Annotated in this window: 18 protein-coding genes; 8 read left to right on the forward strand and 10 right to left on the reverse strand. The window is 71.4% G+C overall.

What is annotated here, in order from left to right; translation table 11 throughout:
* Positions 1 to 157: 157 nt before the first annotated feature.
* The gene (locus tag NQ152_RS06550) at positions 158 to 910 is read right to left on the reverse strand and encodes a LysR family substrate-binding domain-containing protein (RefSeq protein ID WP_257501414.1); all 753 of its coding nucleotides are present in this window, start codon (positions 908 to 910) and stop codon (positions 158 to 160) included.
* A 33-nt stretch (positions 911 to 943) separates the two neighbouring features.
* Between NQ152_RS06550 and NQ152_RS06555 the strand changes: the two genes are divergently transcribed.
* Positions 944 to 1,342, forward strand: a complete 399-nt coding sequence (locus tag NQ152_RS06555; RefSeq protein ID WP_257523432.1) for a DUF1304 domain-containing protein — start codon at positions 944 to 946, stop codon at positions 1,340 to 1,342.
* Between the two features lie 27 nt (positions 1,343 to 1,369).
* Here NQ152_RS06555 and NQ152_RS06560 read toward each other — a convergent pair whose 3' ends face one another.
* The 4 genes from NQ152_RS06560 to NQ152_RS06575 form a co-directional block, all read right to left on the reverse strand.
* Entirely contained in the window at positions 1,370 to 1,777 is a 408-nt protein-coding gene (locus tag NQ152_RS06560; protein WP_257501416.1) for a transferase, read from the reverse strand.
* Between the two features lie 191 nt (positions 1,778 to 1,968).
* Positions 1,969 to 3,405: an FAD-dependent oxidoreductase gene (locus NQ152_RS06565; RefSeq protein WP_257523458.1), complete on the reverse strand. Its 1,437-nt coding sequence runs from the start codon at positions 3,403 to 3,405 to the stop codon at positions 1,969 to 1,971.
* Positions 3,406 to 3,489: 84 nt separating this feature from the next.
* Complete coding sequence (locus tag NQ152_RS06570; protein WP_257523433.1) at positions 3,490 to 4,263, reverse strand: DNA-formamidopyrimidine glycosylase family protein; 774 nt, start codon at positions 4,261 to 4,263, stop codon at positions 3,490 to 3,492.
* On the reverse strand, positions 4,256 to 8,959 hold the full coding sequence (locus NQ152_RS06575) for an ATP-dependent helicase (protein WP_257523434.1): 4,704 nt from the start codon (positions 8,957 to 8,959) through the stop codon (positions 4,256 to 4,258). Before NQ152_RS06575 ends, NQ152_RS06570 begins: the two co-directional genes overlap by 8 nt.
* Positions 8,960 to 9,099: 140 nt before the next feature.
* On the opposite strand from NQ152_RS06575, the gene NQ152_RS06580 reads away from it, so the two are divergent.
* Positions 9,100 to 10,119 (forward strand): hypothetical protein, encoded by a 1,020-nt coding sequence (locus tag NQ152_RS06580; protein WP_257523435.1) that lies wholly within the window; start codon positions 9,100 to 9,102, stop codon positions 10,117 to 10,119.
* A 27-nt stretch (positions 10,120 to 10,146) separates the two neighbouring features.
* Here NQ152_RS06580 and NQ152_RS06585 read toward each other — a convergent pair whose 3' ends face one another.
* Positions 10,147 to 11,748: an ABC-F family ATP-binding cassette domain-containing protein gene (locus NQ152_RS06585; RefSeq protein ID WP_374113568.1), complete on the reverse strand. Its 1,602-nt coding sequence runs from the start codon at positions 11,746 to 11,748 to the stop codon at positions 10,147 to 10,149.
* 237 nt (positions 11,749 to 11,985) lie between these two features.
* The gene (locus NQ152_RS06590; RefSeq protein WP_257523437.1) at positions 11,986 to 12,654 is read right to left on the reverse strand and encodes an alpha/beta hydrolase; all 669 of its coding nucleotides are present in this window, start codon (positions 12,652 to 12,654) and stop codon (positions 11,986 to 11,988) included.
* A 65-nt stretch (positions 12,655 to 12,719) separates the two neighbouring features.
* Between NQ152_RS06590 and NQ152_RS06595 the strand changes: the two genes are divergently transcribed.
* The 4 genes from NQ152_RS06595 to NQ152_RS06610 all read left to right on the forward strand — a co-directional run bounded on the left by NQ152_RS06595 (position 12,720) and on the right by NQ152_RS06610 (position 16,431).
* Positions 12,720 to 13,382 (forward strand): NUDIX hydrolase family protein, encoded by a 663-nt coding sequence (locus NQ152_RS06595; RefSeq protein WP_257501422.1) that lies wholly within the window; start codon positions 12,720 to 12,722, stop codon positions 13,380 to 13,382.
* Positions 13,383 to 13,447: 65 nt separating this feature from the next.
* Entirely contained in the window at positions 13,448 to 14,590 is a 1,143-nt protein-coding gene (locus NQ152_RS06600; RefSeq protein WP_257523438.1) for a DUF2092 domain-containing protein, read from the forward strand.
* Between the two features lie 4 nt (positions 14,591 to 14,594).
* Entirely contained in the window at positions 14,595 to 15,563 is a 969-nt protein-coding gene (locus NQ152_RS06605) for an ABC transporter ATP-binding protein (protein ID WP_257501424.1), read from the forward strand.
* Positions 15,550 to 16,431, forward strand: coding sequence for an ABC transporter permease (locus tag NQ152_RS06610; protein WP_257523439.1), 882 nt, complete (start codon positions 15,550 to 15,552; stop codon positions 16,429 to 16,431). Before NQ152_RS06605 ends, NQ152_RS06610 begins: the two co-directional genes overlap by 14 nt.
* A 47-nt stretch (positions 16,432 to 16,478) precedes the next feature.
* On the opposite strand, the gene NQ152_RS06615 is transcribed toward NQ152_RS06610, so the two are convergent.
* On the reverse strand, positions 16,479 to 17,543 hold the full coding sequence (locus NQ152_RS06615; RefSeq protein ID WP_257523440.1) for a low specificity L-threonine aldolase: 1,065 nt from the start codon (positions 17,541 to 17,543) through the stop codon (positions 16,479 to 16,481).
* 308 nt (positions 17,544 to 17,851) lie between these two features.
* Between NQ152_RS06615 and NQ152_RS06620 the strand changes: the two genes are divergently transcribed.
* Positions 17,852 to 19,174, forward strand: a complete 1,323-nt coding sequence (locus tag NQ152_RS06620; protein ID WP_257501477.1) for an MFS transporter — start codon at positions 17,852 to 17,854, stop codon at positions 19,172 to 19,174.
* Between the two features lie 13 nt (positions 19,175 to 19,187).
* On the opposite strand, the gene NQ152_RS06625 is transcribed toward NQ152_RS06620, so the two are convergent.
* Together NQ152_RS06625 and NQ152_RS06630 are read right to left on the reverse strand one after the other, a co-directional pair.
* Positions 19,188 to 19,865: an SDR family oxidoreductase gene (locus NQ152_RS06625; protein ID WP_257523441.1), complete on the reverse strand. Its 678-nt coding sequence runs from the start codon at positions 19,863 to 19,865 to the stop codon at positions 19,188 to 19,190.
* On the reverse strand, positions 19,865 to 21,400 hold the full coding sequence (locus NQ152_RS06630; protein ID WP_374113569.1) for a DUF6421 family protein: 1,536 nt from the start codon (positions 21,398 to 21,400) through the stop codon (positions 19,865 to 19,867). Before NQ152_RS06630 ends, NQ152_RS06625 begins: the two co-directional genes overlap by 1 nt.
* A 72-nt stretch (positions 21,401 to 21,472) precedes the next feature.
* Between NQ152_RS06630 and NQ152_RS06635 the strand changes: the two genes are divergently transcribed.
* Complete coding sequence (locus NQ152_RS06635) at positions 21,473 to 21,916, forward strand: Lrp/AsnC family transcriptional regulator (protein ID WP_257501428.1); 444 nt, start codon at positions 21,473 to 21,475, stop codon at positions 21,914 to 21,916.
* Positions 21,917 to 21,980 lie beyond the last annotated feature (64 nt).

Consider the following 21,980-nt stretch of genomic DNA (forward strand, 5'->3'; position numbering starts at 1 on the left):
GGGCGATGTCGGGGGGCATGGCCTGCTGGGGGCACGAAGACCAGTGGGGCGCGATCGGGACGCGTCGGTCTTGGTCGGCCGTTCTGCGGGGGATGTCGCAGAGACCCAGGTCGGCGACATCCCCCGACTCGGCGTGCCGGTGTGCGGCGTCCCGTCCTCAGCCGCGTGACGAGTTCGGCGTGCGTCCGCGGACGATGCCGATGAAGGCCTCGACCTCGGGGCTGGTGCGGTCGGTGGGCCAGGCCAGCGCGACGGTGGAGGTCGGCCCGTCCCGCAGCGGCCGGTAGGCGGCATCCTTGCGACGGTGCAGACGCGCCAGCGACATGGGCACGATGACGATGCCCACCCCCGCGGCGACGGTCGCGATGGCCTGTTCGGTGTCCTCCGGCGCGGCGAATGCGGCCGGCACGGCCCCGGGCACCACCGTGCCGAGCACATCGTCGCGCGGCACGATCAGGATCTCGCCGGCAAGGTCGGCGAGCTCCAGCTCGTCGACCGCGGTCAGGTGGGAGTCGGCCGACGTGACAACGACCGCGGTCTCCTCGTAGAGCGCGATCACGGACAGCCCGTCGGGCGCGATCGGCAGACGCACCAGCGCGGCATCCAGCCCGCGTTCCAGCAGCGCGGTGCGCTGGCTCGCGACGTCGAGGGGCAGCAGCTGCAGCTCGGTCCGCGGCATCCGCTCGCGCCAGGCGTCGACCCACCCGCCGGCGGTCGCCCCGGGAATCACTCCGAGCACGAACCGGGTCGCGGGCGGCGGCGCCGGTGCAGCGGGGGCGGCAGCGCTGGGCTTGGCGGTCTTTCCCTTCGCGGTCGTGCGAGGCGCGGCAGTGCGATTGAGGCGCGCCGGACGCGCGGATCCCGTCCGTCGACCCGAACGGCCGCGCGCACCACCACCGCTCTTGGCCATGCGGCAAGCGTAGTCCGGCGGTAGGGTCCTGCCATGATCGCGATCATCGCGACGGTCGTCGCCGCTCTCGCCGCGCTCCTGCACGTGTACATCTTCGTGATGGAGAGCGTGCAGTGGACGCAGCCGCGGGTGTGGCGCCGCTTCCGGGTCGCGGACCAGGCAGCTGCCGAGACGAGCAAGCCGATGGCCTACAACCAGGGCTTCTACAACCTGTTCCTGGCGATCGGGGCGATTCTGGGGCTCGTGCTGTTCTGGACGGGCGGCGACGGTTCTGCCCTGCGGGTGGCGGGACTGACCCTGGTGCTGTTCAGCCTCGGGTCGATGCTGGCCGCCTCGCTGGTCCTGCTGACCAGCGGGCGCGCCTACCTGCGGCCGGCCGTGACCCAGGGCACGCTACCGCTGATCGGCGTCGTGCTGTTCCTGTTCGCCTGACCCGTCCGGGCTCGGCCGCGCGTGGGATCAGGCCGCCAGGCGCAGTCCGCGGCGGTCGGTCGCGACGCGCTCGCCGTCTTGGATCGTCTCATCGTCGCCGATGAGGGAGCCGACGGCGACACGGGCGCCGGTGCCGACATGGGTGCGCACGCCGATCTTCGCTCCCGCTCCGATCGCGGCGCCGGAGCCGATGTGCGCGTGCGGCGCGATGTCCGCCTCCGGGCCGATGACCGCATCCTGCTCCACCCAGACTCCCCGGCCCACGTGTGCGCCGGCAGCGATGTGAACCCCCGGTTCGACGTAGGCGCCGATCTCCACGATCGCGCTCGGGTGCACCTTCGCGCCGTGCGCGATCAGGCCCCGCCCGTTCGAGTGCTTGCGGTAGCGCAGCATCTCACCACGGTCGTTCTCGATGTCGACGTAATTCTTACCCACGGTCCCCTCCAACGGCGCATTCCTGCCGAGTACAGGGATAACCTGACCCGCCGCGATTTCATTCCCTCGCATCGGCTTGTCCGCACCCACCCGTCGGCAGGGGTTATTCGGTCTCGAGCGGGGATCGGATTCCCCCGTGCGCCCACGTGCGCGGCGTGCTTCCATGCGGGCCGTGCCCCGCGTGCAGGGCGCTAGGACTCGAAGCCCAGACCCAGCGCGTCCAGGGTTCGCAGCAGCACATTCCGGCGCCCCTCCTGGTGGTCTGCGCGGTCCAGAGACCACCGCGTCGCGTTGATGCCGATGGCCGCTGCCGGTTCCGGGGGAAACGGCAGTGGGCGCTCGCGCACCATCCGCAGCGACGTCCGCTCGGTCGGGACGCCGTCGAGCAGGTCGAGCATGACCTCGCCGGCGAATCGGGTGGCGGCGACCCCCAGACCGGTGAAGCCGGCGGCGTACGCGACTCTGCCCGCACGCGCGGTGCCGAAGAACGCGCAGAACCGCGAGCAGGTGTCGATCGCGCCCGCCCACCGGTGCGTGAACTGCAGCCCCTCCAGCTGGGGGAACATCGTGAAGAAGTGGCTCGCGAGCGTGCGGAAGGACTCCGCACGCTCCTCGTACGCCGCCCGCACCCTGCCGCCGTAGTGGTACACCGCGTCGTAGCCGCCGAACAAGATCCTCCCGTCGGCGCTCTGACGGAAGTAGTGGAACTGGTTCGCCACGTCGCTGAGGCCCTGCCGCTCGTGCCAGCCGATCGCGGAGCGCTGCGCGGCCGTCAGCGGCTCGGTCATGAGCACGTAGTCGTAGACCGGCACGGTCATCAGCGCATTCCGCTTCAGCAGCGACGGGAAGACGTTCGTGGCCAGCACCGCCCGGCCGGCGGAGATGCGGCCGGTCTCGGTGATCACATCGACACCGCGGGCGGTCGTCTCGAGGCGCCGCACGGGGGAGCGCTCGAAGATCTCGACGCTCCGCTCCTCCGCCGCCCGGGCGAGACCGGCTGCCAGCTTGCCCGGATGCACGAGGGCGTTCGAACGCGTCTCGAACACGGCGCCCAGATAGGTCGGCGACGCCACGGATGCCTGGACCTGGGCGGCGTCCAGCCGCAGGACGCCGCCCTCGCCACGCGCCGCGGCATCCTGAGCCCATTCGTCCAGCCAGGCGAGCTGGTGCGGCTCGGTCGCCACCGAGAGCGCGCCCACCCTCTCCCACTCCGCGTCGATCCCCCACTCGGCCAGATCCGCCCCCATCGCGTCCAGGTTCCGCATCCCGAGTCGGTCGAGGGTGTCGATCTCCTCCGGCCACCGGGCCACGCCGTTGTCCCGACCGTGGGTCAGGCTGGCCTCGCAGAAGCCGCCGTTGCGGCCGGATGCCGCCCATCCCACCGTGCGCGCCTCCACGATCGCGATGCGCGCATCCGGATCACGGCGTCGGGCCAGCAACGCCGTCCACAGGCCGGTGTATCCACCGCCGACGATCACGAGGTCCGCGACCCGGTCGCCCGTGAGCGGCGGACGGGCCGGCCGGTCCGGCAGATCGTCGAGCCAGAAGATGCTCCGGCGAGTGGCGGCCAGGCTGCGGTCGAGGACGGATGCGGCCGGCCGCCGTCGCTCGAAGACGGTCGTGCCCACGGCCATCACCTCCTCATCCCTCGGTGATTCCATCCTGTCGGGTCGGGCCGCTGCGATCGAGGGCGGGTGCGAGCCGGTCCGCCCTCAGATCTGGCACCGCGGGCACCAGAACACGTTCCGCTCGCTGGTCGGTCTCGCCCCGAGACTCGCCTCCCGGATCACGGTGCCGCAGCGGCGACAGGGCTTGCCGGCGCGGCCGTAGACCCAGAACCGCCGCCCCGGGCGGTCCTCGCCGGTGAAGGTGCGCGCCGCGCGATGCACGTTGGCGCGGATCATCCGGGTGCCCAGATCCAGCAGGGCCGCGGCATCCACCTCGGTGGCCGGCGTGGTCGGCAGGATGCCGCGCAGGAACAGCATCTCGTTGGCGTACACGTTGCCGAATCCTGCGACGTTGCGCTGGTCGAGCACCGCGACGTGGACCGCCCGGGTGTCGGCGGCCAGTCTGCGGGTCGCCTCCGCCGCGTCCCAGTCCGGGCCCAGGGGATCGGGACCCAGATAGTCGACGAGGCTGCCCTCGGCGTCGGTGGGAACCAGGTCGATCTCGGCGAGATCGAACCCCACGGTGTCCCACTGCTGGGTGCCGACGATCGCGCGCGCCTGGAATGCGGGCTTGCGCCACGGCTCACCAGGGCGGTACACGCGCCACTCGCCCTCCATCTTCAGGTGCGAGTGCAGTGTCCATTCGCCGATCTGGTGCAGCAGGTGCTTGCCGCGGGCCACGACGGCGTGCACGGGCATGCCCCGCAGGTCGGCCGTGGCCAGCTGTGGCACCCGCAGGTCGAATCGGGTGACGTCGTTGCCGGCCAGCGCGTCGTGGAGCCGCTGCGCCGCCCGGTGGACGGTGTCGCCCTCAGGCACGCGCGGCCTCGCGCAGCGCGTCACCGGCCGTCGCGCGGCGCAGCGTGAGGCCGCGCGGAGACTCGACGAAGCCGGCATCGCGCAGAGCGCGTCCGACCGGGGTGCCGTAGACGAACGCGCCGTTGACCTGCTCGATGGTCAGTGTCGCCAGGCGCCGGCCGCGCGCGGTGGCGGCCAGATCGCGGGTCGCGGCTGCGAGCACGGCCTCATCATCGGTGAACGCGAGCGCCGTCTTGCCTCCACGTTCCAGGTACAGCACCAGCGCGCCGTCCACGATCGCGACCAGCCCGCCCGCCTTGCGGCCCGGGCGGTGCGAGATCCCTTCCAGCGCGGGCCAGGCCAGCGCCGCGCCGTAGGGGTTGGCCGGGTCGGTGGCGGCCAGGGTGACCGCCCGCAGCGGCGGCGGGTCCTGCAGACCCGCGAACTCGCGGAGACGATCTACCGTGGCCGAGGCGGCGAACTGCGCGGCGCCCAGCTTCTCGATGACGTAGCCGCGGCGGCAGTGCCCGGCCTGCTCGAACCCGGCGAGCACGCGGTACGCCTGCGCGAAGCCGCCGGGCAGCCCTTCGGCCTGCACGGAGCCGCGGGTGACCACCCCGTAGCGATCCAGCAGGAGGCTCGCTGCCGCCGTCGCGCGCAGCGTCGGCTCCGGCTCCGGCCCGGGCAGGAGCGACCAGCGACCGCCGATCGCGGGAGGCCGCGGCGGCGTGCTGGTCCGCGGGATCGTCGCGCCCCGATACAGCCGAGCGCGAGGTGCCTTGCGCGCGGTGCGGTGCGCCTGCGACCCCCCGCCGATGAGCATCCGGATGGGGGCGAAGGTGTCGTTGGTGACCCGGCCGGACCACGTCAGGTTCCACAGCGCCTCGACGACCGACTGCTCGTTCTCGGCGCCGGCGAGCTGCCGCAGCTGGGCGGCGAAGTAGGCGCCGCCCGAGGCGAGCGCGTCCACGAGCCGCTCCTCCAGCGACCCGGCGACCAGCTCGTCCTCCGGGGACGGCAGGGTCAGCGCAGCGGTGTCGGCCGGATGCAGGGCGATCCACCCGTCCCGGCCGGGCAGCGCGCCATGTCCGGACCAGATCACCTCACCCGTGGCGGTGAGCTCGTCCAGCATCGCCGGGGCGTAGTCGGCCACCCGGGACGGCAGCACCAGGGACTCCCATGCGCTGGCCGGGATGGGAACGCCGGCCAGCTGCTCGATGACCGCGGCGACCCCATCGATCCCCTCCAGCGGACGCGCTATGTGCTGCCAGACCGGCAGGAATCGCGCGAAGGCCTCGGGCGAGACCGGTTCGACGGTTCCCCGGATCGCGGCGAGCGAGCGCATCCGCAGCCGTCGCAGCACCTCCGCGTCGCACCACTCGTTCTCGTCTCCGGTCGCGTCCGTCTGCGGCAGGAAGAACCCGCTCGCGATGCGACCCTGGCTCTCCAGCCGCTGCAGGGTGAGCCGCGCGACCGCGACGCCGACCCCGAGTCGGGTGGCCACGGCGCTCGTGGGGAAGGGCCCGTGCGTGCGCGCGAAGCGGGCGACCAGGTCGCCGAGCGGATCGGCGACCGGTTCCAGGAATGCGTTCGGGATGCCGACGGGCAGGGCGGCGCCGAGGGCATCGCGCAGGCGCCCCGCGTCCTCGATGGCCGCCACCCGGGGCACCCCCGCGATCGTCACCGGAATCGCCCGGCGGGTGAGGATCAGCTCGTCCAGATGAGCGGATGCCGCGGTCACCGCATCGGTTCCCGGCTCGGCGCCCTCCAGTCGTGCCGCCACCTCCGCGGCATCCAGCGGGCCCAGCATCCGCAGGAGGTCAGCCACGCCTTCCAGGCCCCGGGCATGGCGGTCCGGAGCGAGCCGCTGCGCCTCGCGTTCGAACTGCGCCATGATCTCGGGATCGAGCAGCTCGCGCATCTCGACCTTGCCGAGCAGTTCGCTCAGCAGCGCAGGATCGACCGACAGCGCTGCGGCCCGGCGTTCCGCCAGCGGCGAGTCGCCCTCGTACATGAACGCGCCGACATACCCGAAGAGCAGGTCGCGGGCGAACGGCGAGGGCTGGGTCGTCGTCGTCTCGACCAGCCGGATGCTGCGATCGCCGATCCGGCGGGCGATCCGCAGCAGCGCGGGAACGTCGTAGACGTCCTGCAGCACCTCGCGCAGCGTCTCCAGGATGATCGGGAACGTGGGGTAGCGGCGTGCCACCTCGAGCAGTTGCGCCGAGCGCTGGCGCTGCTGCCACAGCGGAGAGCGGCGGTTGGGGTTCATCCGCGGCATCAGCAGAGCGCGCGCCGCGCATTCCCGGAACCGGGACGCGAACAGCGCAGAGCCGCCGACCTCGTCGATCACGATCTGCTCGAGCTCATCGGGTTCGAACACGAACAGCTCCGCACCGGGCGGTTCGGCCGCGGCATCCGGAACCCGGGCGATGATGCCGTCGTCGCTGGCCACCGCCGATCCTTCCACCCCGAGGCGTTCGCGGATCCGGGCGTTCACCGCGAGCGCCCACGGCCCGTGCACCTTCATGCCGTACGGGGAATGCAGGATGATCCGCCAGTCGCCCACCTCGTCGCGTCCGCGCTCGACGGTGAGCGACTTGTCGGTCGGGAGGGTGCCGGTGGCTTCGCGCTGCTCGGCGAGGTAGGCGAGCAGGTTCGTGGACGCGTTCTGGTCGAGACCGGCCTCGGTGAGGCGATCGCGCGCCTTGGCGGGAGTGGCCGCGGACACCTCGCGCGAGAACTTTCCGAGCGCCTCCCCGAGCTCAGCCGGTCGTCCCAGGCCGTCCCCGTGCCAGAACGGGAGCTTTCCGGGTTGCCCATAGGCCGGCAGCACGTTGACCCGGTCGTGCGTGATCTCCACGATCCGCCAGCTCGTGGTGCCCAGCGTGAACACGTCGTTCACGCGCGACTCGTAGACCATCTCCTCGTCCAGTTCGCCGACCCGCGCGTTCTGCGACTCACCCGCTACGAAGACGCCGAACAGTCCGCGGTCGGGGATGGTGCCGCCGCTGGTGACCGCGATGCGCTGTGCCCCGGGCCGGCCGGTCAGCGTGCCCTGGTCGCGGTCCCACACCAGCCGGGGCCGCAGCTCGGCGAACTCGTCGGACGGGAACCGGCCGGCCAGCAGATCCAGCGTCGCCTCGTACGCCGACCGCGGAAGTGTGCGGAACGGGGCGCTGCGCTTGACCGTCTCGAACCAGCCCTCCACATCGATCGGGCCGAGGGCGGATGCCGCCACCGTCTGCTGCGCGAGGATGTCCAGGGGATTCTGCGGGATCGAGATCGCCTCGATCTGCCCGGCCAGCATCCGCTCGGTCACGATCGCGGTGTGCAGCACGTCACCGCGATGCTTCGGGAAGAGTGCGGCCCGGCTCACCTCGCCGACCTGGTGACCGGCGCGCCCGATGCGCTGCAGACCCGACGCCGCGCTGGGCGGGGCCTCCACCTGGATGACGAGATCGACGGCGCCCATGTCGATGCCCAGCTCCAGGCTGCTGGTCGCCACGACGCAGCGCAGGATGCCGGCCTTCAGCTCCTCCTCCACCTGCGCGCGCTGCTCCTTGGACACCGACCCGTGGTGCGCTTTGGCCAGCACCGGGTCCGCCCCTGAGCTGATGCCGGCCTGAGCCATCATCGCGGCCGGGATCGCGGCATCCGGAAGCTCCAGGCCGAGCCGCTCCGTGTAGATCTCGTTCAGTCGCCCGGTCAGCCGTTCCGCGAGCCGGCGCGAGTTGGAGAACACGATGGTGGAGCGGTGCTGCAGGATGCGGTCGACGATCGCCTCCTCGACGTGGGGCCACAGCGAACCGGTCATCTCGGTCGATTCGGGGCGCGTGCCCGATCCGTCCGAGAACCAGTCCTGGTCGGCCGAACCGTCGGGCGCGGCATCCGGTGTCTCCGCCCCCGGCGGGGGAGGCGGGTTGAGCATGTCGTCCACGGGGACCACGACCGTCAGGTCGAACGTCTTCGTCGCCCGCGGCGCGACGATCTCGACCGGCGCCGAGCCGCCCAGGAAGCGGGCGACCTCGTCGATGGGGCGGACGGTCGCGGACAGGCCGATGCGCTGGGCGGGCGCCGCGGCCGGATCGTCGGCCCGTCGCAGGTCGTCGAGGCGCTCCAGACTGACCGCGAGGTGGGCGCCGCGCTTGGTGGCTGCCACCGCGTGCACCTCGTCGATGATCACGGTGTGCACGCCGCGCAGGGTCTCGCCGGCCTGGCTGGTCAGCATCAGGTACAGCGACTCCGGTGTCGTGATGAGGATGTCCGGGGGTGCGGTGACGAGTTTGCGACGGTCCGATGAGGTGGTATCGCCCGAGCGCACCCCCACCGTCACTGCCGGAACGGTGATTCCGAGGCGCCGCGCCGACTGGCCGATTCCGACAAGCGGCGAGCGGAGGTTGCGCTCCACGTCGACCCCGAGAGCCTTCAGCGGCGAGATGTAGAGAACGCGGGTGGGGGATGCCGGAGGCGGTGCCGCGCGACCCCGGCGTCTGGCGGGCGCGACCGGAGCGGCATCCTTCTCGTGGAAGATCCGGTCGATGGCCCACAAGAACGCCGACAGCGTCTTGCCCGATCCCGTGGGCGCGACCACGAGCGCGTGCTTGCCGTGCGAGATCGCATCCCAGGCACCGAGCTGCGCGGGAGTGGGTGCCGCGAACGCGCCGCGGAACCAGTCCTGCGTGGCAGGACCGAACCGCTCGAGCACGTTGGGCACCTTCCCATCCTCCCTGGTGGAGGCGACATTCGGGCCGTGTCGCCGTCGCGCGTGCCAGGAGCCGCGAGAGACGGATCGGTCCGCGCCGGGCAGAAGGTTCGGCGCGCTACTGTCACGTAAGCCCACGGATTGGACAGACGATGCGCCGCCCCCTCACCGTCGTCCCGCTGCTGGTGCTCGCCCTGCTCGCGGGCTGCGCGGCGACGCCCGTCCCGCCGCCGACACCGACCTCGACGCCGGCGCCGGTAACCCCGTCGTCACCCGCACCGCAGGCGCTCGTGGTCGCTCCCGGTGAGCGGCCTCCGACCGTGATGGACGGCGACTGCGTGGCGGCCCTCACCCCCGAAGAGCTGTCGCACACCATCGGCGAACCCGTCACGCGGGTCTTCCGTCGCGACGAGCGCTGGACGCGATCCCTCAACGGAGTGGGCGGGCTCAGCTGCGAGTGGGAGGGCGAAGCGGTCAGGGGCGGCTTCGAGATCCTGCCCAGGGCCGGATTGGGAAGCGCGGAGTTCACGCCCGACCAGGATGAGCTGTACTTCCAGGAGTGCAATCCCGACTGGGTCTGCGCGTGGCAGTGGGAGACGGAGGGGTTGCGGATCGTCGGGTCGTTCCAAGGCCTGCCCGCCATGACCCGAGAGCGAGTGGACTCCCTGGGCGATCTGCTGGGAAGCAAGATCGCCGCGCGCGCGGACGTGTACGGGCAGCCGACGTGGCAACAGGACCGGAGCCGGTGGTGGAGCGCGCCGGACTGTGCGCAGCTGGCAGCATCGGTCGGCACGCTCCTCGGTGCCGAATTGACCGGAACGTGGCTGGGCCACCATGACACGCCTTCCGCCGGGACAGCGCTCGCCGACACCGCCGTAGCGTATCGGATGTGCCTGCTGGACGATGCCGCGACGGCGGCCAACCGTCTCATCCTGTCCTCGACGGCGGGACTGGGGTGGGACGTTCCGTGGGCGGGTGAAGGGGCGCCGGTGGACACCGGCGCGCACGCCGTGGAGGCCTATACGCGGCCGGGCGGCGGATACATCGCCGGCACGATGTTCGAACTCACCGATGGCGTGAACGTGCTCTCGGCCGAAGTCGCCCGCGACGCACCGTGGAGCAGCGCGGAGGTCCTCGGCGCACTGGGGTCGCTGGTCGCGAACGGGCTCTGAGCCCCCCGCCGGTGCACGTCGGTACCGTCACCGCTGCTGCGTGATCCGACCGTCGGTGCTCAGTTCGAGGGTCAGATCGATGCCGAGCCGGTCCAGGAACGCGTCGTCGTGACTGACGACCAGCACCGCACCGCGATACACCGTGAGCGCCTGGACGAACTGGTCCACGGTGTCCTGGTCGAGGTTGTTCGTCGGCTCGTCCAGCACGAGCAGCTGCGGGGGAGGATCGGCCAGCAGCAAACGGGCGAGGGCCACCCGGAAGCGCTCACCGCCGGACAGGGTGCCCACCTGCCGTTCGACCGCGTCGCCGCGCAACAGGAAGCGCGCGAGCCGGTTGCGCAGTTCGCGATCCGGCACCGCCGGTGCCGCGGAGCGCACGTTCGCCAGGACGGACGCCGCCTCGTCGAGCGTGTCGACACGCTGCGGCAGGTAGCCGATGCGGTCTGTCTGCGCGGCGGCGCGCTCGCACCCGCCGCCGACCAGACACTCGAGAAGGGTCGTCTTGCCCACGCCGTTCGCGCCGACCAGCGCGACCCGCTCCGGTCCCCGGATGTACCAGGAGCGTTCGCCGTCGCCGATGGTCGTGATGCGCCTGCCGGCCGGAACCCCGGGATCGGGCAGATCGATGCGGACGGCATCGTCGTCGCGGACACGGCGCTCAGCGGTCTCCAACGCAGCGCGCGCCGTCGCCTCCCGCTCCGCCTTCTCGCCGCGCAGCCTGCCGGCCGAGACCTGCGCCTCCCGCTTGCGCGCGTTCATGACGATCTTCGGCAGCCGCTTCTCCGCGGAGGCCTTGCGACCGGTCCGCTCACGCCGCGCGATCGTCGTCTCCGCCTCGATCCGCTCCCGCTTCTCTCGGCGCACGACCTGCACAGCCGCTCGCTCCGCCTGCCGGGCGGCGTCCTGTTCGGCATCCAGCCAGGCACGCCACTGCGAGTACGGCCCGCCGAAAGTCGACAGCGCACTGTCGTACAGCTCCGCGGTGTCGTCCATGAGCTCCAGCAATGACAGGTCGTGGCTGACCACGATCAGCGCGCCCGGCCAGCCGCGGACCATGGCCGCCAGGCGTGCGCGGGCGTCGCGGTCGAGGTTGTTCGTCGGCTCGTCCAGCAGCGTGATCGACGGCGTGCCGAGCCGGATGCCCGCGATCGCGGCGAGCACCGACTCCCCACCGGAGAGTTCCCCGACGCTGCGGTCGAGCATGTCCGGCTGGAGGCCGGCATCGGCCAGGGCGGCGTGCGCGCGTGATTCGATGTCCCAGTCGTCGCCGACCACGTCGAAGTGACGCTGGTCGACGTCGCCGGACTCGATCGCCCGCAGCGCGGTCAGCGTCGGGGCCACACCCAGAAGCTCGGCGACGGTCCGTCCGACATCCAGGGTGAGTCGCTGCGGCAGGTACGCGGCGTCCGCCGTCGTCCAGACGTGCCCGGCCGAGGGGGTGAGCTCGCCCGCGATCAGGCGCAGCAGCGTGGACTTGCCGGAGCCGTTGCGGCCGACCAGTCCGGTGCGGCCGGTTCCGAACGCGCCGGAGACGTCGCGAAGCGCCGGCGTGCCGTCCGGCCAGCGGAACGACACGTGGTCCAGGACGATGCTGTGCCGAACGGAGGCGGTGGGGGAGTGCATGGGCATGAAGCCTCCCGGGTTGTCAGGCCTGATCTCTCAGGGATGCGCTGACACCGGTCGCCCGGCCTCGATCGGATCGAAGGGGCGATGCTCGCTGGAGGAAGCCCCAGACGGTGAGCGTCGACGGGTCAGCGCGCGGATGCGGGCGCGGAGGCGTCGATCAGTCTCACCGGAGGTTCCTCACGTCGGGGGCAGGAACGATCATGATACCCGGATGCCGCAGGCGCGGCATCCGGTCGGCGTTCAGGATTGCGGATCCGGCTCGAGGATCTCGAGCTGTTTGTGCAGGAAGACCCGAACGTCGTCCAATTCCGGCTCCGAGACGCTGTGGGTCAGCCCCTGGTAGACGCGACCGCTGAGGTCGGCGTGCTCAGGCAGCCAGGTCACCGTGTGCTCGACCAGGAACTGCGGGATCACGTCGTCGTGCGTTCCCCGTCCCCAGAAGACGGGCGGGCGTCGCTCGGCGAGCGCCGCATCTCCCGGCAGCTCGCCCGGCGTGGCGTAGCCGCTGAGGTTCACCGCGAACGCGAATCGCTCCGGCTGCAGTCGCAGCGCCTGCAGGGCGACGGCGGCGCCCTGAGAGAAGCCGAGCAGTCCGACGGGGGCGTCGGCGGTGACCGCGTCCACCCAGTCGACCACCAGGGACGCGGCACCGGTCACGTGCCGGGCATCGCGTCCCTCCATGCCCTCGATGGGATACCAGGAATAGCCCGGCGCGGGGAAGGGCGGTGCGAGCGGCGCACGCAGGGCCGCAACGACGAACTGCGGCGGAAGGTGCGGGACCAACCCGAACAGGTCGCGTTCATCGGCGCCGTACCCGTGCAGCAGGACCAGCAGCGGTCGACCGGCTCGCTCCGCAGTCTGGGCGGACCACAGGGCGGCGGAATCGTCGAGGGCGGGGGGCACGGCCATGCGCCTATCATTCCAGTCGGCGCCGCCGTGCGGCACGCACGGGACTGCTGGGGTATACAGGAGACATGGCAGTGCGAACTCCCGATCCCGACCCGGACGACCGCGACGACGCGGGCGGCGCGGACGACCCGCTCCGCGGCCAGGGGTTCGGCGGCGATCCCCGCTCGCTCGGCAACGGGTCGTTCGGATCGCCGACTCCGAGCAGCGCCGCCAACCCGGGCTGGCTGTCCGAGATCGAGCTCGCCGAGGCGCGGCGTCGACTTCCGATCCTCTACGTCGAGGCGATCCCGGTGCGCACCGACGGTCTCGGCGCGGTCACCGAGGTCGGGATCCTGCTGCGCGCCACGCCACTGGGAGAGATGACCCGGACGATCGTCAGCGGGCGCGTCCGCTACGGCGAGACCGTGCGGGACGCGCTGTTCCGGCACCTGGAGAACGATCTGGGGCCGATGGCGTTTCCGCTCCTGCCGCTGCAGCCGGTGCCGTTCACCGTTGCGGAGTACTTCCCGATGCCCGGCATCTCCGCATTCCACGACGACCGGCAGCACGCGGTGTCGCTGGCGTTCGTCGTTCCGGTCACGGGCACCTGCGAGCCGCGCCAGGATGCGCTCGAGGTGACCTGGATGCCGCCCAGCGAGGCGGCCTCGGACAGCCTGGCCGCCGAGATGGAGGGCGGCCGGGGCACCCTCATCCGGCTCGGTCTGGCCAGCGTCGGCGCGCTGCGCTGACCCGGCATCCTGAGTGTTCACTGTGACCGGGGACGGGATGCCGCGACCGGCGTAGCCTGGGGCGCATGAGCTCCGCAGGCCGGATCCGGGACCGCCGAGCCCTCGCGTGGACCGGTGCGCTGGCCGTCCCGATCCTGGTGGGTGCCGGCATCCTGGTGCCGATCGCGGCCAGCGGCGCGGTCGACCTGCCGGACAAGAGCGTCCAGGAACTGATCGAGTTCGCCGGTGCGAGCGAGGTCGACACCCTCACCGGCACGATCGAGCAGGCATCCGAGCTCGGGCTTCCCGACCTGGACGCACTGACCGGCGCGTCCGGCGCGGACGACTCCGCAGCTGCCGCGGCCGGTCTCGACGACGTCCTCGGGCTGATCGCCGGAACCCATACGGCGAACGTCTACCTCGACGGGGAACGCGCGCGTCTGCAGGTTCTGGATCGGCTTGCCGAACGCAACGTGTACGTCGACGGTGACGCCGACATCGCCTGGTACGTCGACAGCGAGTCCCAGACCGCCACGCGCCTGACTCTGCCGTCCGATTCCGACCTCGAGCAGTGGCGCAGCCGGCTGCCGGGCCCGCCGGAGGACGCTGCGGTGCCGACTCCGCAGCGGCTGCTGGAAGAGGCTCTGGCGCGACTCGACGAGAGCACCGAGGTCACCGTCGGAACGGACGCCCGCGTTGCCGGCCGCGACGTGTACGAGCTGATCCTCACCCCGCGCGCCGAGGACACGCTCATCGGGGACATCCGCTTCGCCATCGACGGCCAGAACGGCGCCGCGCTGGCAGCCTCGATCACCGCTCGGGGCTCGGACGAGCCCGCGTTCCAGATCGCCTTCACGCGCGTCGGCTTCGAGGCGCCGGATCCTGCGGCGCTCGCCTTCACCCCGGCCGATGGCATCGCCGTCGTGGATGAGGTGCTCGCGCTGCCCTCGCCTGAGGACTGGGCTGCGCGGCACGGCAGGGGCGACCCGGACGCGCCGACGGTGTACGGCCGGGGCTGGTCGGCCGTGGTCCAGCTGCCGGAGACGGCAGCGGGGGGTGGGCTCAGCTCCGGGCAGCGCGCGCAGCTGGAGGCCGTCACCACTGCAGTGGAGGGCGGACGGGTGCTGCAGACATCGCTGATCAGCGTGCTCATCACCGACGACGGCCGGATGCTGGCCGGGGCTGTTCCCGCATCGCGTCTGGTCGAAGCCGCCCAGACCGGCCGTTGACCCAGTGGCGAGCGCGAACCCCGCCGCCCAGCCGGCGATCGAGACGTCCGGCCTGACCAAGCGGTTCGGAGCGCAGACAGCCGTCGACGCGGTCGATCTGATCGTGCCGCGCGGCGCCGTCTTCGGCTTCCTCGGGCCGAACGGCTCGGGCAAGACCACCACGATCCGCATGCTGCTCGGTCTGCTGCGGGCCACCAGCGGCAACGCGCGTGTGCTGGGATCGTCGATGCCACGGGCGCTGGATGACGTGCTCCCGCGCGTGGGCGCGCTTGTGGAGGGACCCGCGTTCTCGCCGTTCCTGACCGGTGAGCAGAATCTGCGGCGCTTCGATGCGGCCGACCGGCACTCGTCGCCGCGCACCCGGCCGGCCCGGGTGGCCGCCGCACTGGATCGGGTGGGGCTCTCGCACGCCGCGCGGAAGAAGGCCCACGCCTATTCCCTCGGCATGAAACAGCGGCTGGGACTGGCCAACGCCCTGCTCATGCCGCGGGAGCTGCTCGTGCTGGACGAGCCCACCAACGGCCTGGACCCGCAGGGAACCCGCGAGGTGCGGGCGCTGATCCGCTCGTTCGCCGCGGAAGGCACCACCGTCTTCGTCTCCAGCCACCTCCTCGCCGAGGTCGAGCAGCTGTGCACGCACGTCGGCGTCATGAGCGCCGGGCGCCTGATCGCGCAGGGCACGCTGGAGGATTTCCGCCGCTCCGGCGGGCCCGGCCGCGTGCACGTCCGCACGCCCGACCTGGAGCGGGCGCGCGGCGTGCTCGCCGGCCTCGGGGTGCAGACCGACCCGGCCGGATCGGCATCCGACCGCGAGCGTGTCTCCGGCACGATCCCCGACGGCGTGGAGCCGGAGGAGGTCGTCCGCGCCCTCGTCACGGCGGGCGTGCGCGTGCGGGGCTTCGAGGTCGCCGGTGCGAGCCTCGAGCAGCGTTTCGTGGAACTGACCGGCGAGGGATTCGATGTCCTCCCCTGAGCGGGCCGACGCGGGCGTGCGCGCGGGCGGGGTCGCTGCCCGGCGCCCGGTGGGGGGCACCCTGCAGCTGCTCGGGAACGAGATGGCCACCCAGTTCGGCCGCCGGCGCACGTGGGCGATGCTCGGTGCGCTCGCGCTGATCCCCGTTCTCGTCGCGGTCGCCATCCGTCTGGTGGGCGGCTCCCGACCGGGACGCGGGCCGGCGTTCCTCGATCAGATCGCCGGCAACGGCCTGTTCGTCGGACTTGCTGCGCTGACGGTGGCCATCCCGCTGTTTCTGCCGCTCACCGTCAGCGTCGCCGCCGGCGACGCGATCGCCGGTGAGGCCGCTCACGGAACGCTGCGCTACCTCCTGGTCGCGCCGGCCGGGCGGGTGCGGCTGCTGGTCGTGAAGTATCTGTTCGCGGCGGCGTTCTGCGTCGCCGGCACGCTCACGCTCGTCGTCGTCGGCACGCTCGCCGGCTGGCTGCTGTTCCCGGTGGGACCGGTGACGCTGCTGTCCGGCGTGCAGGTCTCGGTCGTGGAGGGCCTGATCCGGCTGCTCGCGATCGCCGGGTATGCGTCCGTGTCGCTGCTCGGGCTGTCCGCGATCGGTCTGTTCTTCTCCGCGCTGACCACCGTCCCGGTCGGGGCGATGGCGGCCACGGCGATCCTCGCGGTCACCGCGCAGATCGTCGGGGCGATCCCGCAGCTGGAGGCGCTGCATCCGCTGCTGTTCACCGACCGCTGGCTGGACTTCGCCGATCTGCTGCGCGCGCCGGTGGTGTGGGACTCGTTCGCGGCGAATGCTCTGCTGCAGGCCGGTTACGTGCTGGTCTTCGGTGCGGCCGCGATCGCACGGTTCGTCACCCGGGACGTGCTGTCCTGACGGTTCCCCGGCCTGCCGCGCGGGCGGTGTCGTGGGCCGAGAGGCGACTATCCGGCCAGGCGGGCCAGCTCGGCGACGAACGCGTCGACGTCGGCTTCGTCGGTGTCGAACGAGCACATCCAGCGCACTTCGCGCGTGGCCGCATCCCAGTCGTAGAAGCGGAACGCCTCGCGCAGCCGGTCGGCCACGCCGGCGGGGAGGGTCGCGAACACCCCGTTGGCCTGAGTCGGCTGGGTGAAGGCCACTCCGCGGAGGGAACCGTCGGCCACCCCGGCCTCGACGGCGGCGCGCAGGCGAGCCGCCATGGCATTCGCGTGGGAGGCGTTGCGCAGCCAGAGGTCGCCCTCCAGCAGCGCGATCAGCTGAGCGGAGACGAACCGCATCTTCGAGGAGAGCTGCATGTTCAGTTTGCGCAGGAAGGTCAGACCGGCGGAGGCCTCGGGATCCAGGACGACGATCGCCTCGCCCAGCATCGCGCCGTTCTTCGTGCCGCCGAAGCTCAGGACGTCCACGCCCACGTCCCGCGTGAAGGCGCGCAACGGCAGGCCCAGCGAGGCTGCCGCGTTCGAGACGCGTGCGCCGTCCATGTGCAGTCGCATCCCCAGCGCGTGGGTGTGATCGGCGATCGCCCGCAGCTCGTCGACGGAGTACACCGTGCCCAGCTCGGTGGACTGGGTGACCGAGACCACCAGCGGCTGCGTGCGGTGCTCGTCGCCCCATCCCCACGCCTCACGGTCGATCAGCTCGGGAGTGAGCTTGCCGTCGTCCGTGGGGACGGTGAGGAGCTTGATGCCGGCGACCCGTTCCGGCGCACCCCCCTCGTCGACGTTGATGTGCGCGGTGGATGCCGCGATGACCGCGCCCCATCGCGGCAGCATCGACTGCAGGCCGACGACGTTCGCGCCGGTGCCGTTGAAGACGGGGAAGGCCTCGACGCCGTCGCCGAAGTGGTGGGTGAAGACCTGTTGCAGCCGCGCGGTGTATTCGTCCTCGCCGTAGGCGATCTGGTGGCCGTCGTTCGCAGCGGCGATGGCCGCGAGCACCTCGGGGTGGATGCCGGAGTAGTTGTCCGAGGCGAAGCCGCGCACGGCGGTGTCATGAAGCGGAGTCACATCCTCAAGCCTACGGCCGCCGTCACGTGCTGCCCCGTCGCGCAGGAAGGTGCTGACGGCGGCGCCGGCGGCATCCTCATGTCCCGCGGCGGACTGGTCCAGTGCCTGGACAAGAGGGCTGCACTCGTGGGGGGCGATCGCACCCGGGTGCGGGGCGCGCGAGCGGGGTTCCGGATGTCCGGGGCCCTCGGTATCCTCGCGAAATGACCTCCCCAGGCGACTCGGGCGCGATGGCGGCCCCGGCGAGCGGCACCGCGGAGCAGGGCGGCACCGCGGAGCACCGCGGCACGACGGCGCCGCCTGGGGGCATGCGCACATTCATCCAGGTGCTGGTGAACACGGCGATCGCGAACATCACGACCAGCTTCCTGTGGTTCGCCCTCACGTTCTGGGTCTACATCGAGACGCAGTCGGTGCTGGCCACGGGCATCATCGGCGGCGCGTACATGCTGTTCGTCGCGATCTTCTCCATGGTGTTCGGCACGATCGTCGACCGGTATCGCAAGCATGTCGTGATGGTGCTCTCCAGCCTGGTCACGCTGGCATCGTTCCTCATCGCCGGCGCGCTCTACCTCGCCCAGCCGGAATCGGCGCTCCTGGACATCGGCGGGCCGTGGTTCTGGCTGTTCTCGGGCATCATCCTGTTCGGCGGAGTGATCGAGAACATGCGCAACATCGCGCTGTCCACCACGGTCACGCTGCTGGTCCCGGTCGAGCGGCACGCCAACGCCAACGGCATGGTCGGCACCGTGCAGGGGATCGCCTTCACGGTCACGAGCGTGTTCAGCGGGTTGGCGATCGGCCTGCTCGGCATGGGCTGGACACTGGTCATCGCGATCGCGTTCACCCTGCTCGCGCTGCTTCACGTCGCTTTCCTGCGGATCCCCGAGGACAAGCCCGCTCGGGAGGGCGAGCGGCAGCCGGTCATGGACGTGCGGGGCAGCATCCGCGCCATCCGCTCTGCACCGGGCCTGTTCGCCCTGATCATCTTCGCCACCTTCAACAACCTCATCGGCGGTGTCTACATGGCGCTGATGGACCCGTACGGACTGACGCTGTTCCCCGTCGAGTGGTGGGGCGTGGTGCTCGGGGTCGCCTCGACGGGGTTCATCATCGGCGGGATCGTGATCTCCGCGCGGGGGCTCGGCCGCAACCCCATCCGCACGATGCTGCTCGTCGTCCTGGCGATGGGGGTGCTGGGCGCGATCTTCACGATCCGCGAGTGGTGGTGGCTGTACGCCGTGGGCATCTGGGTGTACATGGCGCTGGTGCCGGCGGTCGAGGCATCCGAGCAGACCGTCATCCAGAAGGTCGTGCCGTTCCGCACGCAGGGACGGGTCTTCGGCTTCGCGGCGGCGTTCGAGTCCGCCGCCGCTCCGATCACCGCGTTCCTGATCGCGCCGATCGCGCAGTTCTGGATCATCCCGTACATGAACTCGGATGCCGGTCTGCAGGCGTGGGGGTGGCTCCTCGGCGACGGGGAGGCGCGCGGAATCGCGCTGGTGTTCCTGGTCAGCGGCCTGGTGATGGTCGCCGTCGCGCTGCTCGCGTTCACGACCCGCAGCTACCGCACGCTGTCCAAGGAGTACGAGCGGGCGCCGGACCCGGTCCAGGCCGACCAGGTGTCCTGATCGCTCGATCCGCTCAGCTCTCGTCGGCGAGCGTGACGACGGTGTCGTTGACGGATGCCGCCTCGACACGCCACAGGCCGACCACGTGCGCGGCGAGCGCGTCCTCCCGGCCCTCCAGCACCTTCACCCGGAAGATCACCGCCGCAGCGGACAGGTCGTCACCGGCATCCCGCGCGCCCTTACTGAAGCCCTGTGCGACGGCACGGGTCCAAGCCTCGCTGGCGGCCTTGACGGCGGCGTAGTTCGCCCCGCCCGCCAGCGGCCGGGCCACCGCGGTCGAGGACACGATCGCGAGGCGTCCGGCCGCGGATGCGCGCAGATCGGCGTCGAAGGCGCGGCTCACGTGGCGCAGGGCCGTGAACGAGCGTTCCAGGAACCGGTAGTCCTCGTCGCTCTGGCCGGCCAGTCCGCCGCCGCCGCGCCAGCCCCCGACCAGGTGCACGACACCGTCCACGCGCCCGTCCGTGCGGTGCACCCCTTCGGCCAGCGCTCGGACCGCCGACTCGTCGGTGAGGTCGCAGGCGCGCACCGCGATGCCGGGCACCTCGACGGCCAGCGCCTCGAGCTTTCCGGGATCCCGCCCCACCGCGACGACCCGGGCGCCGGCCGATGCCAGGGCGCGGGCGCAGACCAGTCCGCTCGTGCTGGTCGCACCCGCGATCAGCACGAGGCGTCCGCTGACATCAGGCATCATCCCCACCTTCCCCCGGCGCCGCTACCCGGCGCGCGGAGCCTCGGGTCATCGGCTCCGCCACGGATTCCGGCCGTGGAGTCGATCACCGGACGCATCTTCTTCTCCAGCGCTTCGAAGAACATCGACAGCGGGAACTCGTCGTCCAGCACCGCGTCCGTGTACGCCTTCGCCGGCCCGGCCAGCACCTCGTCGGGCAGACCGCGCGCCCACCGCGACGCGGGGCTGGGGGTGAGCGTGCCCCGCACCAGCTCATACGCGGCCAGCCAGTGCGCGGTCTTGGGCCGGTCGATCGAACGCCAGTACAGCTCGTCGATCGCGTCCCCGAGCGCCATGACCGCGGCGGGTACTCCGGACCACTCGAACGCGAGCGAGGTGTCGGTCCAGTGCAGGACGCCGCGCTGGTGCAGCCAGGCGAACAGCAGCTGACCGCCCACGGCGTCGTAGTTGCGCACGCGCGTTCCGGTGATCGCGAATCGGAAGATCCGGTCGAAGATCACCGCGTACTGCACCAGCCGCGCGTGCTCGAGCATCTCGGACTCCGCCGGCGACAGCGCCGCACCCGATCCGACGCGGTCGCTCAGGCGCTTCTGGATGGCGACGACCTCCCGGAACGCGGTGAGGTCGCAGCGCAGTTCCTCGAGCGAGTACAGGAAGAACGGCATCCGCTGCTTGATCATGAACGGGTCGAAGGGCAGGTCGCCGCGCATGTGGGTGCGGTCGTGGATGATGTCCCACATCACGAACGTCTTCTCGGTCAGCGCCTGATCCTCCAGCATCCGCTCCGCCTCGGCAGGCAGATCGAGCTTGGTGATCCCGGATGCCGCGCGCACGACGCGACGGTAGCGTGCCGCTTCGCGGTCCTGGAAGATCCCGCCCCACGTGAACGTCGGAATCTCGCGCATCGCCACGGTCTCGGGGAACAGCACCGCCGAGTTCGTGTCGTATCCGGGCGTGAAATCCACCAGCCGCAGCGAGACGAACAGCCGGTTGCTGTACTCGGTCTCCAGCTGGGCGATGAACTCGGGCCAGATCACCTCGACGATCAGCGCCTCGACGTGACGCCGCGACGAGCCGTTCTGCGTGTACATGGGGAACACGACCAGGTGACGGATGCCGTCCACGCGGTGTTCCTGCGGCTGGAACGCGACGAGCGAATCGTAGAAGTCGGGAACGCCGAAGCCCTCGTCGGCCCAGCGCCGGAAATCCGTCACCGATGCCGTCAGGTACGAGTGGTCGTGCGGGAATCGCGGCGTGAGGTCGACGATCGCGGCGATGATCGCCTCGACGTGGGCGCGGGCGGATGCGTGGTGCGCGGCATCCGGAACACAGCCGTCCTGGGCCTGCAGGGATTGCAGCGCCGTGGCCGACGCCTTCAGGCTCAGCCAGGCGGCCGAGCCCTCCACGTCGCCGGCCAGGTCGGGGTCGTCGGCGACGCGGTGGGCGGGCAGCCGGAAAGGCGCGTCCTCGAGGACCTCGGGTTCGCCGACGACGGCCTGGATCACACCGGTGTGGTGGGTCTGGCTGAGGGACACGGAAACCTCCGATCCGAGGAGAGGCGGAAACATTCCGGCAGATCGCGGGATGTGCCGATATTCTTTCATCCCATGACCGATCCTGTCGACTTGTTGATCCTCGCTGAGGTCTCACGGGACCCGCGGGCGACGCTCGCTCAGTTGTCCGAGCACGTCGGCCTGGGCGTGTCCGCGGTGCAGGCGCGGCTGCGGCGCCTGGAGAGCACCGGTGTCATCGTCGGGTACCGGGCGCTCCTGAACCCCGAGGCGGTCGGCAAATCCCTGTCGGCCTTCATCGAGATCACCCCGCTGGATCCATCCCAGCCGGACAACGCGCCCGAGATGCTCGAGCACCTGGCCGCGATCGAGGCGTGCCATTCGATCGCGGGCGACGCGGCGTACCTGCTGTTCGTCCGGGTCGCGACGCCCCGGGATCTGGAGACCCTGATCCGCGACATCCGCCTGGCGGCATCGGTGAGCACACGCACGACCGTGGTCCTGCAGACGTTCTACGAGAACCGGCCGATCTCCCTCTAACCGCGAACAGGATGGGCGCCACGAGACGGAGGTCGCCGGACCCCGTCTCGTGACGCCCATCCGG

The sequence above is a fragment of the Microbacterium sp. zg.B48 genome, from assembly GCF_024623505.1.
In the GTDB taxonomy this organism is placed as follows: Bacteria; Actinomycetota; Actinomycetes; order Actinomycetales; family Microbacteriaceae; genus Microbacterium.

What these genes read in the sequence shown, in the direction of transcription:
- NQ152_RS06635 (WP_257501428.1), top strand. Translation starts at nt 21,473, where the DNA reads ATGACCGATCCTGTCGACTTGTTGATCCTCGCTGAGGTCTCACGGGAC.
- NQ152_RS06550 (WP_257501414.1), bottom strand. Translation starts at nt 910, where the DNA reads ATGGCCAAGAGCGGTGGTGGTGCGCGCGGCCGTTCGGGTCGACGGACG.
- NQ152_RS06600 (WP_257523438.1), top strand. Translation starts at nt 13,448, where the DNA reads ATGAGCTCCGCAGGCCGGATCCGGGACCGCCGAGCCCTCGCGTGGACC.
- NQ152_RS06610 (WP_257523439.1), top strand. Translation starts at nt 15,550, where the DNA reads ATGTCCTCCCCTGAGCGGGCCGACGCGGGCGTGCGCGCGGGCGGGGTC.
- NQ152_RS06590 (WP_257523437.1), bottom strand. Translation starts at nt 12,654, where the DNA reads ATGGCCGTGCCCCCCGCCCTCGACGATTCCGCCGCCCTGTGGTCCGCC.
- NQ152_RS06555 (WP_257523432.1), top strand. Translation starts at nt 944, where the DNA reads ATGATCGCGATCATCGCGACGGTCGTCGCCGCTCTCGCCGCGCTCCTG.
- NQ152_RS06620 (WP_257501477.1), top strand. Translation starts at nt 17,852, where the DNA reads ATGCGCACATTCATCCAGGTGCTGGTGAACACGGCGATCGCGAACATC.
- NQ152_RS06595 (WP_257501422.1), top strand. Translation starts at nt 12,720, where the DNA reads ATGGCAGTGCGAACTCCCGATCCCGACCCGGACGACCGCGACGACGCG.
- NQ152_RS06580 (WP_257523435.1), top strand. Translation starts at nt 9,100, where the DNA reads ATGCGCCGCCCCCTCACCGTCGTCCCGCTGCTGGTGCTCGCCCTGCTC.
- NQ152_RS06625 (WP_257523441.1), bottom strand. Translation starts at nt 19,865, where the DNA reads ATGCCTGATGTCAGCGGACGCCTCGTGCTGATCGCGGGTGCGACCAGC.
- NQ152_RS06585 (WP_374113568.1), bottom strand. Translation starts at nt 11,748, where the DNA reads ATGCCCATGCACTCCCCCACCGCCTCCGTTCGGCACAGCATCGTCCTG.